Below are 15,441 nucleotides of genomic sequence, written 5' to 3' on the forward strand. Positions count from 1 at the left end.
CCTGAACGACGAACCAGCTCGATGGCTTCCCGCTTGAATTCAGGGCTGTATTTCTTGCGCTTCATGAACACTCCTTCAGCTCGGCGTGAGCTTACTCGAAAGTGTCCGTGTTAACGGGGTAGAACCCAAAAGCGCTATTTCCAGAGCTTGGAGAGTGTCTAGGAAACCCGGGGCGATTCATAGGAAACCCGGGGCGATTCATTCTGCCCCGTTCGGGGAGACAACCACTTAGGACTATTGGCTTCATGCAGCATCTGAAACAGCAAGGTGCCGTGTGGTGCTTCTAAGCTGATGCCTAGTATTTCGTGATCTGGTTGACGCTGATGATTTCTCCACTCCAGATCATTTCAAAATGCGCGGTCTGGATGATCGAGGTAACCGGACGGGGAGTCATTAGTGCCCAGCAGACATTGCCTGGCGAGCGAACCGAGTGGTAACGCAGACCGATTGCTCTGCTGCGCTTGGCCTCCCCCCCCAGGATATGGGAGTAGGCGTAATCGTCAGGAGCATAGATCGGATGCGAAAGCGGTAACATCGTTGCGTCTTTCATTCCGGCGTCACTGAAGCTTGCGGTGAGCCCTCTGAAGACGAAGCGCTCGTAGTTCAGAGCCGGTACATTTGACCAGTAGCGTTGCTGATGATGTCGTACCTCGGTAACGGCAGTTTCCATTCTGTCTGCGAGATAGAGCACACCAAAGCTGCCGTTGCTGAAGCGTGAACCTGCTGGGTTGACGTGGGTAAAAGGCGCTGTTGCATAGGAGCAGCCAGGAATGCCAAACGGAATCTCACCGCGCGGGATCAGCTCCAGGCGGCCAATTTCGTTTTGCAAGCGCGGATTGGTCAGTGCCTGAATCTGATAGAGCGCTTCAAAGTCTTCAGCATCGGCAACATCATCGAACAGGCCAATAGGTGGGAACTTGGAGTTGACCAGGCGGTAGGCCTGAAGACTCTCTCCCTCCAGGCCCGGAAGGTCAGCAAGTTTCACCACTGGGCACCTCGCAACGCATCGATACGCCGGAATGTCTCGTATAGCGAGATCATGTCGCCTTGGGCCATAACCTCGAGCGGTGCGCGCCCGTTGAAGAATTCGTTGTGATTCTCCATCGAGGTAAAGCCATAGACGTTCTCTGGGTTGTCGAATATCAGGCGCAGTGTCGAGTGAATATTGAGCACAAGGCTGATGCGTTGCATCTGATCGGAGTCCAGACTCACCTCCCAAGCCGGATCCTTTTGACTGGCGCGGCTATAGGTGCTGCGGGAGATTCGCAAAACCCTGCAAGCCTGCTCGCAGGAGGCTTGCCACTTGTCCAGGATAGTCAACGCGGCACGTAGCCCGGCAGAGCACTGGCTTTTTGAGAAGCTATCGGCCTGGATGCTTGCGGTCATGGAAAGCCCCCCTTTTTTGATCCACAGACAAAAAACTATCATTTTTTGATCTGCAGATCAAAGGTCCAGGCTTGGCAAGCCTTTCGTGTGCGAGAGTGAAAATACCCGGGCTCGGAGGCGGCATCGCTGCATCGGATGCCGCTTTCCGGTCTGGACAATGTCAGGCCTGCGGTTGCCAGCCGCCACCTAGAGCTTTGTAGATAGCCACAATGCCGCTGTACAGCTCCACTTCTGCCGCAGCCTGAGCATCTTCGGCGGCCAGACGTTCGCGCTCGGCGTCCAATAGCGCAAGGAAGTCCACTGTGCCTTCGCGATAGCGTATTGCAGCCTGCTCGGCGGCTGCACGGCTGGCCTCGGCCTGGCGGATCAGGGACAGTAGCCGCTGTTGACGTCTGGAGTAATCGCTAAAGGCGTTTGCCGATTCCTCCAGAGCCAGCAACACCTGCTGCTCGTATTGTGCCAGGGCTCCATCGGCTTCTGCTTCGGCACCACGCAGGCGTGCACGCACGCTGCCCAGGTCAAAAGCGGCCCAACTGAGTGTTGGTACCACGCTCCAGGCACGTGCCGCCGAGGCACCCAGTTGCGAGCCGCGTCCGGCAGTAAATCCCAGGAATCCCGAGAGACTGACGCGTGGGAACAGATCGGCGGTGGCAACACCAACTTCGGCGGTGGCGGCTGCCAACTGCCGCTCGGCCGCCTGGATATCCGGGCGGCGGCGCAGCAATTCGGCAGGATTGCCGATGGGCAGAGCCTTGGCAATTACCGGTAGCGGCTTGGGCGCCAGATCCTCCAGCAGTTGTTCCGGAGGCAAGCCGAGGAGGGTAGCGATACGGTTCTGCGCACGGGCCTGCTGTGCCTGGAATTGCGGCAGGCTAGCTTCGGTAGCGGCCAGCCGGGCCTCGGCGCGCAACACGTCCAGTTCGCTGCCGACACCAGCGTCACGCAACTGCTCGGTGAGGTCGCGAGACGCCTGCTGGTTCTTCAGGTTCTGCAACGCGATGCGCTCGCGTAGCTGGGCCCCTCGCAGGGTGCCGTAGGCATCCACCAGCTCGGCGATCAGGCTGACCTGTAATTGGTAATAATCGGCCTCGGCCTGCTGGATACGCGCTTCGCCGGCTTCCAGCTGGCGCTGAATGCGGCCGAACAGATCGATCTCCCAGAGCATGTTCAGACCCAGGTCGTAGCGTTCCTGGCGGATGCGCTCCTCCGACGTCGACAGCTGCTGAGCACGGCCGAACTCACCGCTGGCGCGACTGGTGACAGTGGGCAGATGGTCGTTGGCCAGATCATCACGGATTGCCCTGGCGGCGCGTAGACGATTGAAGGCCACGCGCAGCTCGCGGTTCCCCTGCAGCGAGTGCTGTACCAGTTGGTTCAGTGTCGGGTCATCGAATTGCTGCCACCAACTGGCTTCGAAACGGCTGCGATCGTAGTCGGACGCCTCCAATGCGTTGAAATGCGCCGGTTCGGTCGTGGGCGCCCGGTAGTCCGGCCCCAGGGCGCAGGCACTGACAGCCAGGGCGAGAAGGGTGGGGTAGAGTGCTTTCATCAGTGTGCCTCCTGCAGACGAAGAGCTTTCCGGGCAGCGTGCTTTTCCACGAAAGTGCGGATCAGCATGTAGAACACCGGGGTCAGCAGCAGGCCGAAGAAGGTCACTCCGATCATTCCGGAAAACACTGCCACACCCATGGCATGGCGCATTTCGGCACCGGCACCGGTAGAGAGCACCAGCGGTACCACGCCCATGATGAAGGCGATCGAGGTCATCAGGATCGGACGCAGACGCAGGCGACAGGCTTCCAGTACTGCGCTTAGGCGATCCATGCCTTCTTCCTGTTTGTCCTTGGCAAACTCAACCAGCAGGATGGCGTTCTTGCAGGCCAGACCTACCAGTACGATCAGACCGATCTGAGTGAAGATGTTGTTGTCGCTACCGGCCAGGATCACTCCGCTGATGGCCGCGAGCAATACAGTCGGTACGATCAGGATCACCGCCAGTGGCAGGCTCCAGCTTTCGTACTGGGCAGCCAGCACCAGGAAGGCCAGCAGAACGCAGAGCGGGAAGATGAATATCGCGGTGTTGCCAGCCAGGATCTGCTGGTAGGTCAGATCCGTCCACTCGAAGGTCATGCCGATCGGCAGCTCCTCGTTGAGCAGTTTGGCAATGGCGGCCTCGGCTTGCCCCGAGCTGTAACCCGGTGCGGCAGCACCATTGATCTCGGCGGTTAGAAAGCCGTTGTAATGCATCACCCGATCCGGGCCAGCACTGTCAGTGACCTTGACGAAGGTTGACAGCGGCACCATCTCGCCACGGTTGTTGCGCACCTTGAGCTGACCGATCTGCTCCGGCTCCAGGCGGAACTGCTGATCGGCCTGGACGTTGACCTGATAGGTACGTCCAAAGCGGTTGAAATCGTTGGCATACAGCGAGCCCAGATACACCTGCAGGGTGTCAAAGATGTCGCTGATGGCCACACCGTGAGTCTTGGCTTTTTCGCGGTCGATGGCGGCATCAACTTGCGGTACGTTGACCTGATAGCTGCTGAACACCGACATCGGGTTCAGCTCAGGCAACTGGCGGGCCTTGCTCAATATGTTCTGGGTCTGGGTGTACAGCTCCTCATAGCCCAGGTTGCTTCGATCCTGAATCTGCAGACGGAAACCGCCGATGGTGCCAAGGCCCTGTACAGGTGGTGGCGGAAAGATCGCCAGGTAGGCTTCCTGAATTTGCCCGAATTCGCCATTCAACTGAGCAGCAATGGCACCGGCTGACAGGTTGGCGTCCCTGCGCAGGGCGAAGTCCTTGAGGGTGACGAAGACAATGCCGCTGTTCGGGCTGTTGGTGAAACCATTGATCGACAGTCCCGGGAAAGCCACGGTGTCCTCCACGCCCGGATGCTTGCCGGCGATCTCGCTCATGCGCTTGATCACCGTTTCGGTGCGATCCAGCGTGGCTGCATCCGGCAACTGGGCGAATGCCACCAGGTACTGTTTGTCTTGCTGAGGAACGAAACCGCTCGGAGTGCTGAAAAAACCGAGATAACCAAGTATCAGCAGACCGCCATAGACCAGCATGGCGATGCTGCTGCCGCGCAGCACCCGCCGCACGGTACCGACATAGCCATGGCTGGCACGTTCGAACAAATGGTTGAAGGGGCTGAACAGCCAGCCGCCGAACAGCTTGTCCAGTACCTGCGAGAAACGGTCCTTCGGCGCATGATGCTCCTTGAGCAGGATGGCCGATAGAGCAGGCGACAGGGTCAGCGAGTTGATTGCAGAAATCACCGTGGAGATCGCGATGGTCAGCGCGAATTGCTGATAGAACTGCCCCGTAAGGCCGGAAATGAAGGCAGTCGGAATGAATACCGCGCACAGCACCAGAGCAGTGGCGACGATGGGGCCGGTCACTTCCTGCATGGCCTGCCGGGTAGCCTCCAGCGGCGACTTGCCCAGGGCGATATTGCGTTCGACGTTTTCCACCACGACGATGGCATCGTCCACCACGATGCCGATGGCCAGCACCAGGCCGAACAGCGACAGGGCGTTGAGCGAGAAGCCAAGTAGGTGCATCACCGCAAAGGTGCCGATTAGTGACACCGGTACGGCCGCCAGCGGGATGATCGAGGCGCGCCAGGTCTGCAGGAACAGGATCACCACCAGCACCACCAGCACGATGGCTTCGAGCAGGGTGTGCACCACCGCCTCGATGGAGCCGCGGACGAAGATGGTCGGGTCATAGACAATGTTGTAATCCACTCCCTGGGGGAAGTTCTGCTTCAACTCGGCCATGCGCTCGCGAACCAAGTTGGAGATCTCGATGGCGTTGGAGCCTGGCCGCTGGAATATCGGGATGGCCACTGCGGGCTGGTTGTTCAGCAGCGAACGCAGGGCGTATTGAGACGAGCCCAGCTCAATGCGTGCGATGTCCCTCAGACGGGTTATCTCGCCGTCGTCACCAGCACGGATGATGATGTCCTCGAATTCTTCCTCGGTGACCAGTCGGCCTTGCGTATTGATCGACAGCTGGAAGCTGTTGCCGGCATCGGCCGGCGGCGCGCCGAGGGCACCGGCGGCAACCTGACGGTTCTGCTCGCGAATGGCATTGACCACATCAGTGGCGGTCAGACCACGCGAAGTCACCTTGTTCGGATCGAGCCAGACGCGCAGGGAGTAGTTGCCCATGCCGAACAGTTGCACGTCGCCCACGCCCTCCAGCCGTGCCAGCTCGTCCTTGACGTTGAGTGCGGCATAGTTGGACAGGTAGAGCATATCGTAGCGCTGGTCCGGCGAGGTCAGGTGGACCACCATGGTCAGATCGGGTGAGGCTTTGTCCACGGTCACGCCAAGACGCTGCACTTCGGTGGGCAGGGTCGGCATGGTGCGGGTGACGCGGTTCTGTACCTGTACCTGCGCGTTGTCCAGATCGGTGCCGAGGGCGAAGGTCACGGTCAGGGTCAGCTTGCCGTCGTTGGTCGACTGCGACGACATATAGAGCATGCCTTCGACACCGACGATGGCCTGTTCCAGAGGCGAGGCCACGGTCTCACCGATCACCTTGGGGTTGGCGCCGGGGAAGTTGGCACGAACCACCACGGTCGGTGGCACCACCTCCGGGTATTCGCTGATCGGCAGCTGGAACAGCGAGATGGCGCCGCCGATCAGGATCAGCAGCGAAAGCACCGCGGCGAAGATCGGGCGCTGAATAAAAAATTGCGAGAGATTCATGGAGCTTTCCTTAGGTCGCGCGAGGGATCAACCGCGCGGTGCGCGAGCGTCGATGTGATCGGCGGCGATACGTGGTGCCTTGCTGCCATCGACGGACTGACGTAGGCGCACCAGCTGTTCTAAGGTGCTGTCATCGGCCATGGATACCAATTGCGGCTCGACGGTGGTGCCGGGCATGGCACGCTGTAGCCCGTTGACGACGATTTTTTCACCCTTGTTCAGGCCGCTGCGCACGATTCGCAGGCCTTCCAGCTTCGGCCCCAGCTCAATTGAGCGATAGGTCACGGCGTTATCTTCACCCAGTACCAGCACATACTTCTTGCCGAGATCGGTGCCGATCGCTTCGTCCCTGATCAGTGTGGCGGAGTAAGGCTTGCTGCCGACCAGTTTCAGGCGAACATACAGCCCCGGGGTGAAGCGACCGTCCTGGTTGTCAAACACGGCACGGCCGCGGATGGTGCCGGTGCGTGGGTTAACCTGGTTATCGAGAAAGTCCAGTTGGCCCAGGTGCGGATGGCCGCTTTCGTCACTCAGTCCCAGATAGACCGGGCTGGCATCACGAGCGTCGGTGCCGGCCTGGCGTGCCAGCTCCAGATATTTGAGGAAAGCGCGCTCATCGGCATCGAAATAGGCGTAGACCCTGTCAGTAGACACAACCGTAGTCAGCAGGCTCTCTCCTGCACTAACCAGATTGCCCACGGTGATTTCGGCACGACTGACGCGGCCATCGATAGGCGCGGTAATACGGGTGAATCCAAGGTCGAGACGGGCACTTTCCAACTGCGCTGCAATGGCCGCTACCTGAGCCTGGGCTTCGGTAGCCGCGCTGCTGCGGGCATCGGCCAGCTCAGCCGAGATCGCCTTGCTCTGGCGCAGACGCTCACCGCGACGAGCCTCGTTGACAGCTCGCGTCTGGATGGCACGGGCCTGCTGCAGTTGCGCCTCAAGCCGACGCACTTCGGCCTCGAAAGGGCGCGGGTCGATCTGAAACAGCAGATCACCTTTCTTCACCAGACTGCCCTCGGCAAAGCTGACCCGATCGATGTAGCCGGACACTCTTGGACGGATCTCCACCGACTGCGGGGCTTCAAGACGACCGGTGAACTCGTCCCATTCGTTGAGCGACTGTACGATCACCTCAGCCACGCTGACCTGTGGGGCTGTTGCCGAGCCCTGGATATCCGGCTTCTGCTCGCAACCGGAGAGGGTGATCAGGGCGGCGAGGGCCAGGGAGGGTATCCAGATTCTCTTGTGCTGCAATTCCATAGTAGTTGACTCCGCCAGTATGTTTTTGTGAGTTAGCGGAGTCTGCTGCGAGTTGGAAAAGGCTACGAATCGAAAACCATAAACTTGAATATCAGCAGGAATGATGAAGGAGGCTCTTATAACCTGAGGCTCTGAAGCCTCAAGCAGGCGTCATAAGCCTGCGCAAACCCTTTCAGAGGCTGTCCGGATCGCCACAGAACATTTGAATGCGAGAGCGCAACCAGCGTTCAGCAGGGTCGTTGTCCTGGGCCCCGCGCCAGGCCATATGCAGCTCGAAGTAAGGCGTTGGCAACGGCAGATCCTCGGTACGCAGACCGCCACCAGCAGTCAGAGCCTCGGCGGTGTAGTCCGGAACACTGGCGACAATGTTGGTGTCGGCCAGCAGACTGCCCAGGCCATTGAACTGGGGTACGGCCAGCACCACGTGGCGCTTGCGGCCGAGCTTTTCCAGCTCCTGATCGATGAAGCCGGTCAGGTCGCCGGCATGCGAGACCAGTGCATGGGGGCGAGCACAATAGTCGTCCAGACTCAGCGTGCCGGGGATGCTGTCGGCACGCAGCAGCTTGGCCTTGCTGCGCCGCAGCACCTTGCGCTTGGCGTTGGCAGGCAGCTCCTCGGTGTAGGCCACGCCGACGGATATCTCTCCCGAGGCCAGCAGACCAGGCATCAGCAGGTAGTTGGTACGCCGCACCACCAGTGCCACGCCTGGCGCCTCGGCACGCAGCCGGCGGAGCAGGGCGGGCAGCAGGGCAAATTCGACATCGTCGGAAAGGCCGATGCGGAACACCGCCTTGCTGGTGGCCGGATCGAAGTCCGCGGCGCGGCTGACAGCAGTGGAAATGGAGTCCAGCGCCGGCGAGAGCAGGGCGAAGATCTCCTGCGCCCGGGGAGTGGGTTCCATGCTGCGACCGGTGCGTACCAGCAATGGGTCGTCGAACAGATTGCGCAAGCGCGCCAGTGCCGCGCTGATGGCCGGCTGACCGAGAAACAGCTTTTCTGCGGCCCGGGTCACGCTGCGCTCGTGCATCAGTGTTTCGAATACGATCAGCAGGTTCAGGTCGAGACGACGCAGGTCGTTACGGTTCATCCAGATACCATTCGAAAAGAGCCAGTCTTGTCAGCACGGCCATGCAAATGAGAGGCTTCGCCGGACAATAGTACGGGGTGAGGCTGGCGAATTGAAAGACGCCATATCACCGCTAGACATGAGCACTATCGACTTTGTTCGATAGTATGACAGGCCCACAGCGAATAAAGTCTACAGTCCAGAGTCGCGATCAAGCTCGAGGTAATTGATGTCCCGCATGATCCGTTTTCACAAGTTCGGCGATGCCGATGTGCTGCAATGCGAGGAAGTCCCAAGGCCCGTACCCGGCCCTGGTGAAGTCTTGGTGCGCGTTCAAGCGGTCGGGCTTAGCTGGAAGGATGTACTCTGGCGACAAAACCTGGCGCCAGAGCCGGCTCGGCTTCCGGCCGGTATGGGTTTTGAGCTGTCCGGCATCGTTGAAGAGCTGGGCGAGGGCGTGCCCAACCTGGAAGTAGGTACGGCAGTTGCCGGATTTCCCGCCGGTACGCCAAACCGTTACCCGACCTGGGGCGATCTGGTGCTGATGCCTAACCATGCATTGACCCGCTACCCTGATTTGCTCACACCTGCCGAAGCCAGCGTGCACTATACCAGCCTGTTGTTCGGTTACCTGGCATTGATGGAGTTAGCGCAATTGAAGGCCGGTCAGCATGTGCTGATTACTGAGGCCAGCCAGGGTATGGCACCGCAGACGGTGCAGTTGGCCAAGGCTCTGGGGGCGCGAGTGATCGTTTCTACCAGCGATGCGAACGATCGTGAGTTTCTCCGTAGCCTGGGGGCGGACAAGGTCATTGTCACCGAGGAACAGGATCTGGTGCTGGAGATCGAGCGCTACACCGAGGGACGGGGTGTGGAGGTGATTCTCGATCAGTGTGCAGGGCCGCAGATGAAGCTTCTGGGAGATATCGCCGCACCACGCGGTAAGCTGATCCTGTACGGCGTCAACGGCGGCAACGATACAGCCTTTCCCGCCTGCGCGGCCTTCAAGAAGCACCTGCAGTTTTTCCGTCACTGCGTGCTGGATTTCACCGGTTGTCCGGAGCTGGGTATCGAACCCAACAACGAAGCTGTGCAGCGGGCCCTCACACAGATCAACCAAATGACGGTTGATCGCCTGCTGACACCGGTTGTGGATCGGGTATTCGCCTTTGAGGATTTCGTCGAGGCACATCGTTACATGGAGACTTGCCCGAAACGTGGGCGGGTAGCCCTGCAGCTCAGCATTGGGAGGGCGTGAGGGCGCCCGGCCGGAATGGCCGGGCCGACACATCAGAGAATGCTCAGCGGGTACTCGATAAAGGCGCGAATTTCGTTCAGATCGGGCCCGACATCGTTGCTGGAACGGTAGATGGAGTTGCGCAGACGCAGGTGCAGATCCTTGGCGGGGCCGTTTTGCACGGTGTAGCTGACCTGGTTGAAAATCTCACGCTCGGTGCCGTTACCGTTGTTGCCGGTATCGATATTGTCGCCACGCACATAGGCGAACTTGTAGCGTAGGCCTGGTACGCCATATTCAGTGAAGTCCAGCTCATAGCCAGCCTGCCAGGAGCGCTCGTCCTTCTGGTTGAAGTCCGCGTAATAGGAGTTGGCCAGGTAGATACTGGAGCCACCGTCCCCGTAGTCATAGGCGAAACCCGCATCGCCGCTGCTGCGCTGGTGGGCGAGAATGAATGCGTGTGCACCGATGCTGTACTTGGCAGCCAGACTCCAAATGGTATTGCGGTCGCCCTGACCGTCGCCACCATAGTCCAGTGCGGCGATCGAGCCGTTGTCGTACTTGGTACGGTACAGGTTGAAGTCGAAATTCAGCGCCTGATCGTTACCCAGCGCCAGATTGTAGTTGGCGTTGGCGTAATAGCGTTTGTAAACGTCCTCGATATCCGAGTGGTATAGCGCCACACTCAGGTCATCGCTCAGTGCGTAGCTGCCGCCCAGCACATCGATGCTCTTGAGGCGATTGGGATCACGCGCCGGATCAGCCATAGGGCTGTCTGCGGTGAAACGGCCTGCGTGCAACTCCAGACCTTCAATCTCATTGCTGGTTATCAGGGTTCCGGTAAATGACTGTGGCAACAGTCGGCTATCGTCATAGGCCAGAACCGGCAGGGAAGGGAACTGGTCGCCATAGCGGATCACGGTATCGGAGATACGCAGCTTGATGGCTGCGCCGGCCTGGGATAGCTCGTCCACTGGTCGTCCCTTACTGTCGGTATCGAAGAAGGCGCCGTAATGGCGGCCACGTCCACTGTCAAGTTTGATGCCAAGCAAGCCGAAGGCATCCACGCCAACGCCGACGGTCCCCTGGGTAAAGCCGGACTCGAAGGTTGCGATGAAGCCTTGCCCCCAGGTTTTGGCATCGCGCGTCTGGTTCTTGTAATCACGGTTGAAGTAGGCGTTGCGCAGCAGCAAATCGAGGTTGGCATCTTCGATAAAACCATTGGCTTCGGCCTGACTGCCGGCATGCGCCAGCTGTCCGCCAAGCACGAGGCTGCAAGCCAGTGCGAGACTGCTTTTCTTGTGCATGTGTGCTCCCATATATGTGCTTTCCATAGCGGGCTATGTCGCGAAACAGAGCCCGGCCCGATGGGCGTCCCTAGAGTTATCACTGGTGGTTGGCAACAACCATTCAATGCGGTCGATGATCACTATCAGGCGCTTCAATGGGGCTGGTCTAACGAAGAGCGTTAGCCTAGACAGCGATGAAGAATTCATGACAGCGACCTGAATGCAGCTCGCTGTGTAGCTCTGCTTCATCATCTCCTTTGGTTAGAGTTCGGCCATGGCGGGCAACCGCTATGGCCTTTTTTATGCAATGTTGCCCTGATGATGCCCTAACTGCCTTATGATTCGCATAATGCTTCGGCCTTATGTTGAGCGGCGCCCGGACAATCTCGGCGCCTCCGGGCGCCGCGTAACATAGGGCCGATTATGCGTAAGCCCATCCCGCTTGAAATTCCATACCACCTTGTCGAACTGGCTCAGCTCTACGCGCCTAGCCGGCATCCTCTCGATGCTGTGAGCTTCATCCTGGAGCGTCACCCGCAGCTGATCGCCCTGAGGGTGGCCACGCTGGTGATTGGTTGTACGACAGCGTGGCTCCATCGCAACGGGAGGCTTCGCATAATATATATTATGTTAAACCATGTGATACTCAATGCGCACACAACCTTGCGTCAGACCTCCTTCCCCGGGATTGCTGCTGCTCCACTGGTACACCCAGTACCTTCTGGAATAACTGCGAACAGCTACGCAACGCTGATCATTCGCGGTGTCTGTCGAGCAGATGAAAGCGCGGCAATCCCAGGTGCCAGTGAATGGCAGCTAAGCGAGCCCCCAGCACTACCAGCATGGCTAAGCTGGTGCCCAGCCACTGTGGTACTTCCAGCAGGCGCAGGCTGATCAGTGTCAGCGCCCCGGCGATACAGGCTGTGGCATAGATCTCCTTCTGGAAGATCAGCGGAATCTCGTTGCACAGTATGTCGCGGATCACTCCACCGACCACTCCGGTCATTACCCCCATGATTACCGCGGTGCTCAGCGGCGTGCCTTGCTGCAGTGCCAGTTCGGTTCCGGATACGGTGAATACCGCCAGGCCGAAGGCATCGGCGATCAGCAAGCCCTTTTCATGAATCGGTCGGGTCATGCGTACCCAGATCACCGTGCACAACGCCGCCAGTGAAGCAACAAGGATATAGGTGTCGTCGCGAATCCAGCTCAGCGGATGGTTATCTAGGATCAGATCACGCAGGGTGCCGCCCCCCAGTGCGGTGACGATGGCCATTACCAGTACGCCGAATAGATCCATGGACTTGCGTCCGGCCATTAGTGCGCCGGTGATGGCGAATACCGCAACACCAAACAGATCCGCCAGGTAGAACAGCGGCATAAGCGGCTCAGCCCCGTACTGCTGTGCGCATGGTGACGAATTCTTCGGCGGCACTGGGATGCACGCCGATGGTCTCGTCGAATACGCGCTTGGTCGCTCCGGCGCGCAGCGCAATGGCCAGTCCCTGGACAATCTCCCCCGCCTCCGGCCCGACCATGTGGCAACCCAGTACGCGGTCGTCATCAGCATCAACTACCAGCTTCATCAGGGTACGTTCCGCATCGTCGGTCAAGGTCAGTTTCATGGGGCGAAAGCGGCTTTCGAAAATTCTCACTCGGTGCCCTTTCTCTAGTGCCTGCTCCTCCGTCAGGCCCACAGTGCCAATGTTCGGCAAACTGAAGACCGCTGTAGGGATGAGTTCGTAATCCGGTTGGCGATACTCGTCGGGCTTGAACAGTTTACGCGCCACTGCCATGCCTTCGGCCAAAGCTACCGGGGTCAACTGCACCCGACCAATTACGTCGCCCAATGCCAGAATCGACGGAGTGCTTGTGCGAAACGCTTCGTCTACTTCGATGTAACCGCGCGAGTCGAGCTGGATGTCGACATTCTCCAGACCCAGGTCATCCAGCATCGGTCGCCGTCCGGTGGCATAGAACACGCAGTCGGTCTCTATTATCCGGCCGTCTTTCAGCGTCGCAGCCAGGCTACCGCCGGCACGCTTTTCTATGCTGGCAACGTCTGCGTTGAACTGCAGATCCAGCCCCTTGCGAACCAGTTCGTCACGCAGATGTTCACGCACTGCCCTGTCGAAACCGCGCAGAAACAATTCGCCACGGTAAAGCAGCGATGCTTGCGCTCCGAGCCCCTGAAAGATTGAGGCGAATTCCACGGCGATATAGCCGCCGCCCACCACCAGAATCCGTCGAGGTAGATCCGGCAGGAAGAAGACCTCGTTGGAGCTGATGGCATGTTCATGGCCAGGGATGTCCGGGATGTTCGGCCAGCCGCCGGTTGCGATGAGGATGTACCGGGCGCTGTGGCGTATTCCGTTGACCTCGACATTATGGGCATCGAGGATGCGTGCATGGCCGTCGAACAGGCTGACGCCGCTGCCAGTCAGAAGGTTGCGGTAGATGCCGTTGAGTCGCTCGATTTCGCGGTTTTTGTTGGCAACCAGAGTCGCCCAGTTGAATTCGGCCTGGCCGAGTGACCAGCCGAAGCCAGCAGCATGTTCGAATGTTTCGGAAAACTGTGCACCGTAAACCAGCAGTTTCTTCGGCACGCAACCAACATTGACGCACGTGCCGCCCAGGTAGCGGCTCTCGGCCACTGCCACGCGGGCACCGAAACCTGCGGCGAAACGCGCCGCGCGTACGCCGCCGGAACCGGCGCCAATCACGAACAGGTCGAAGTCGTAGCTCATCGGAAATCTCCTTGAATACCCTCGAGCATACCGCAAAGCCCGGGCCGGCAAGCACTCCTCCTTCAGCATGGCAGGACAATGGCCTAGTCTGTGAGTGAGACCATGATGCCGGAGATGGAGGAAAGACATGCGCCCTACCCTGACCCACGTAGCCCTGCACGTACCGGATCTGGATGCGTGCATCGCCTTCTATCAGCGTTTCTGCGGCATGCGCATCATTCACCAGCGCCCGGGCAAGGGCGCCCGTATCGTCTGGCTGGCTGAACCTGACCGGCAGCAGGAGTTTATCTTTGTGCTGATGCCCGGTGGCCAGCCACGTAACCTCGCATCAGACGATTACAGCCACCTGGGCTTCGCTCTGGCCAGTCGTGAGGAAGTCGATCGTATCGCTGCCATGGCTTATGACGAAGGCTGTCTGATCTGGTCTGCGCGCGACGAGCCCTACCCTGTGGGTTATTACTGTGGCCTGCGTGACCCGGCCGGTAACTATGTGGAGTTCAGCTATGGGCAACCACTGGGCCCGGGCGCCGAATCCATGGCGCAGTCCTGAGTCGCACAGATCAGAAGGCCAGACCAGTCTTGTAAAGCCTCTCGAAGCAGAAATTGGTGGCGTCGATATAGCCTTCGGCACTGCCGCAGTCGAAGCGACGGCCCTTGAACTTGTAGGCCATCACACAACCGCGCTGAGCCTGGCGCATCAGCGCGTCGGTGATCTGGATCTCTCCGCTCTTGCCCGCCGGGGTGTTGCGGATCAGCTCGAAAATGTCTGGAGTGAGGATGTAGCGACCAATGATTGCCAGGTTCGAAGGTGCCTCCTCCGGCTTGGGCTTCTCCACCATATGACTGACTCGATAAAGATCGTCACGAATCATTTCGCCGGCAATCACCCCGTATTTGGAGGTTTCTTCACGTGGTACTTCCTGAATGGCAACGATTGAACAGCGAAACTGCTTGTACAGCTGCACCATCTGCGTCAGCACACTGTCACCTTCCAGATTCAGGCACAGGTCATCGGCCAGTACCACGGCAAAGGGCTCATCACCGATCAGTGGCTGGCCGCAAAGAATCGCGTGGCCAAGGCCCTTCATCTCTACCTGGCGAGTGTATGAAAAACTGCACTCGTCGATCAGCCTGCGGATGCCGACCAAGTACTTCTCCTTGTCGGTGCCCTGGATCTGATGTTCCAGCTCGTAGCTCACGTCAAAGTGATCTTCCAGGGCGCGTTTGCCGCGACCAGTGACGATGGATATCTGACTGAGGCCGGCCTCGAGTGCCTCCTCGACACCGTACTGGATCAGTGGTTTGTTCAGCACTGGCAGCATTTCCTTGGGCATTGCCTTGGTTGCAGGCAGGAAGCGGGTGCCATAACCGGCAGCCGGAAACAGGCATTTCTTGATCATGAATGTCCCTGGTGGGTGATTTGGCGCCAAGTCTATCAAGCCTTTTAAAGCTTACAACTGTGACATAAAGGCATATTGACATCATTTTGCAGGCGACAGGTGTTCATCTAGAGTCGCCGTCATGATCCACAGCCGCCAGCAGTTGAGCTTCACCTCCTTAGTCTGAGAGGCTGAGGAGGTACGCCCAAGGGTAAATACGGGTTCTACCCCATTTCCACGGACGGTTTGAAAAGGGCTGAAAACTTCAGATCTTGCCGGGCGACTCTACGACGCATTCGTGGGTTATGAAACCGCTCGATGTAGTCGAATAGATCCGCCCGTGCTT

12 protein-coding genes and 1 pseudogene are annotated in these 15,441 nt (G+C 59.0%); 2 read left to right on the forward strand and 11 right to left on the reverse strand.

The features are described from left to right. Positions 1–295 precede the first annotated feature (295 nt). The 6 genes from NCCP436_RS17160 to NCCP436_RS17185 form a co-directional block, all read right to left on the reverse strand. Positions 296–988, reverse strand: coding sequence for an RES family NAD+ phosphorylase (locus tag NCCP436_RS17160; protein ID WP_220805186.1), 693 nt, complete (start codon positions 986–988; stop codon positions 296–298). Then, entirely contained in the window at positions 982–1,386 is a 405-nt protein-coding gene (locus NCCP436_RS17165) for an antitoxin Xre-like helix-turn-helix domain-containing protein (RefSeq protein WP_220805187.1), read from the reverse strand. The genes NCCP436_RS17160 and NCCP436_RS17165 overlap by 7 nt, the downstream gene beginning before the upstream one ends. Positions 1,387–1,546: 160 nt before the next feature. Then, positions 1,547–2,935 carry an efflux transporter outer membrane subunit gene (locus NCCP436_RS17170; protein ID WP_220805188.1) on the reverse strand — a complete coding sequence of 463 codons (1,389 nt, stop codon included), beginning with the start codon at positions 2,933–2,935 and terminating at the stop codon, positions 1,547–1,549. After that, positions 2,935–6,111, reverse strand: a complete 3,177-nt coding sequence (locus NCCP436_RS17175; RefSeq protein WP_220805189.1) for an efflux RND transporter permease subunit — start codon at positions 6,109–6,111, stop codon at positions 2,935–2,937. Before NCCP436_RS17175 ends, NCCP436_RS17170 begins: the two co-directional genes overlap by 1 nt. Before the next feature lie 27 nt (positions 6,112–6,138). Next, entirely contained in the window at positions 6,139–7,377 is a 1,239-nt protein-coding gene (locus NCCP436_RS17180; protein ID WP_220805190.1) for an efflux RND transporter periplasmic adaptor subunit, read from the reverse strand. 172 nt (positions 7,378–7,549) lie between these two features. Then, positions 7,550–8,464: a LysR family transcriptional regulator gene (locus NCCP436_RS17185; protein ID WP_259651518.1), complete on the reverse strand. Its 915-nt coding sequence runs from the start codon at positions 8,462–8,464 to the stop codon at positions 7,550–7,552. Positions 8,465–8,672: 208 nt separating this feature from the next. On the opposite strand from NCCP436_RS17185, the gene NCCP436_RS17190 reads away from it, so the two are divergent. Next, the gene (locus NCCP436_RS17190; RefSeq protein WP_220805191.1) at positions 8,673–9,701 is read left to right on the forward strand and encodes a zinc-dependent alcohol dehydrogenase family protein; all 1,029 of its coding nucleotides are present in this window, start codon (positions 8,673–8,675) and stop codon (positions 9,699–9,701) included. Positions 9,702–9,733: 32 nt separating this feature from the next. On the opposite strand, the gene NCCP436_RS17195 is transcribed toward NCCP436_RS17190, so the two are convergent. The 3 genes from NCCP436_RS17195 to gorA all read right to left on the reverse strand — a co-directional run bounded on the left by NCCP436_RS17195 (position 9,734) and on the right by gorA (position 13,716). Next, positions 9,734–10,987 (reverse strand): OprD family porin, encoded by a 1,254-nt coding sequence (locus tag NCCP436_RS17195; RefSeq protein ID WP_220805192.1) that lies wholly within the window; start codon positions 10,985–10,987, stop codon positions 9,734–9,736. Between the two features lie 736 nt (positions 10,988–11,723). Next, complete coding sequence (locus tag NCCP436_RS17200; protein WP_220805193.1) at positions 11,724–12,350, reverse strand: trimeric intracellular cation channel family protein; 627 nt, start codon at positions 12,348–12,350, stop codon at positions 11,724–11,726. 7 nt (positions 12,351–12,357) lie between these two features. After that, entirely contained in the window at positions 12,358–13,716 is a 1,359-nt protein-coding gene (gene gorA / locus NCCP436_RS17205) for a glutathione-disulfide reductase (RefSeq protein ID WP_220805194.1), read from the reverse strand. A 127-nt stretch (positions 13,717–13,843) separates the two neighbouring features. Between gorA and NCCP436_RS17210 the strand changes: the two genes are divergently transcribed. After that, positions 13,844–14,266, forward strand: coding sequence for a VOC family protein (locus NCCP436_RS17210; protein WP_220805195.1), 423 nt, complete (start codon positions 13,844–13,846; stop codon positions 14,264–14,266). Positions 14,267–14,276: 10 nt separating this feature from the next. Here NCCP436_RS17210 and galU read toward each other — a convergent pair whose 3' ends face one another. Together galU and NCCP436_RS17220 are read right to left on the reverse strand one after the other, a co-directional pair. Next, complete coding sequence (gene galU / locus NCCP436_RS17215) at positions 14,277–15,116, reverse strand: UTP--glucose-1-phosphate uridylyltransferase GalU (RefSeq protein ID WP_220805196.1); 840 nt, start codon at positions 15,114–15,116, stop codon at positions 14,277–14,279. A gap of 203 nt (positions 15,117–15,319) precedes the next feature. Next, positions 15,320–15,441, reverse strand: a pseudogene (locus NCCP436_RS17220) (IS3 family transposase); the annotation flags it as partial.

Source organism: Pseudomonas sp. NCCP-436 (assembly GCF_019656335.1).
Taxonomy (GTDB): domain Bacteria; phylum Pseudomonadota; class Gammaproteobacteria; order Pseudomonadales; family Pseudomonadaceae; genus Aquipseudomonas.

Coding starts and splice junctions, on each gene's coding strand:
- NCCP436_RS17165 (WP_220805187.1), bottom strand. CDS start 1,386: ATGACCGCAAGCATCCAGGCCGATAGCTTCTCAAAAAGCCAGTGCTCT.
- NCCP436_RS17170 (WP_220805188.1), bottom strand. CDS start 2,935: ATGAAAGCACTCTACCCCACCCTTCTCGCCCTGGCTGTCAGTGCCTGC.
- NCCP436_RS17175 (WP_220805189.1), bottom strand. CDS start 6,111: ATGAATCTCTCGCAATTTTTTATTCAGCGCCCGATCTTCGCCGCGGTG.
- NCCP436_RS17180 (WP_220805190.1), bottom strand. CDS start 7,377: ATGGAATTGCAGCACAAGAGAATCTGGATACCCTCCCTGGCCCTCGCC.
- NCCP436_RS17185 (WP_259651518.1), bottom strand. CDS start 8,464: ATGAACCGTAACGACCTGCGTCGTCTCGACCTGAACCTGCTGATCGTA.
- NCCP436_RS17190 (WP_220805191.1), top strand. CDS start 8,673: ATGTCCCGCATGATCCGTTTTCACAAGTTCGGCGATGCCGATGTGCTG.
- NCCP436_RS17195 (WP_220805192.1), bottom strand. CDS start 10,987: ATGCACAAGAAAAGCAGTCTCGCACTGGCTTGCAGCCTCGTGCTTGGC.
- NCCP436_RS17200 (WP_220805193.1), bottom strand. CDS start 12,350: ATGCCGCTGTTCTACCTGGCGGATCTGTTTGGTGTTGCGGTATTCGCC.
- gorA (WP_220805194.1), bottom strand. CDS start 13,716: ATGAGCTACGACTTCGACCTGTTCGTGATTGGCGCCGGTTCCGGCGGC.
- NCCP436_RS17210 (WP_220805195.1), top strand. CDS start 13,844: ATGCGCCCTACCCTGACCCACGTAGCCCTGCACGTACCGGATCTGGAT.
- galU (WP_220805196.1), bottom strand. CDS start 15,116: ATGATCAAGAAATGCCTGTTTCCGGCTGCCGGTTATGGCACCCGCTTC.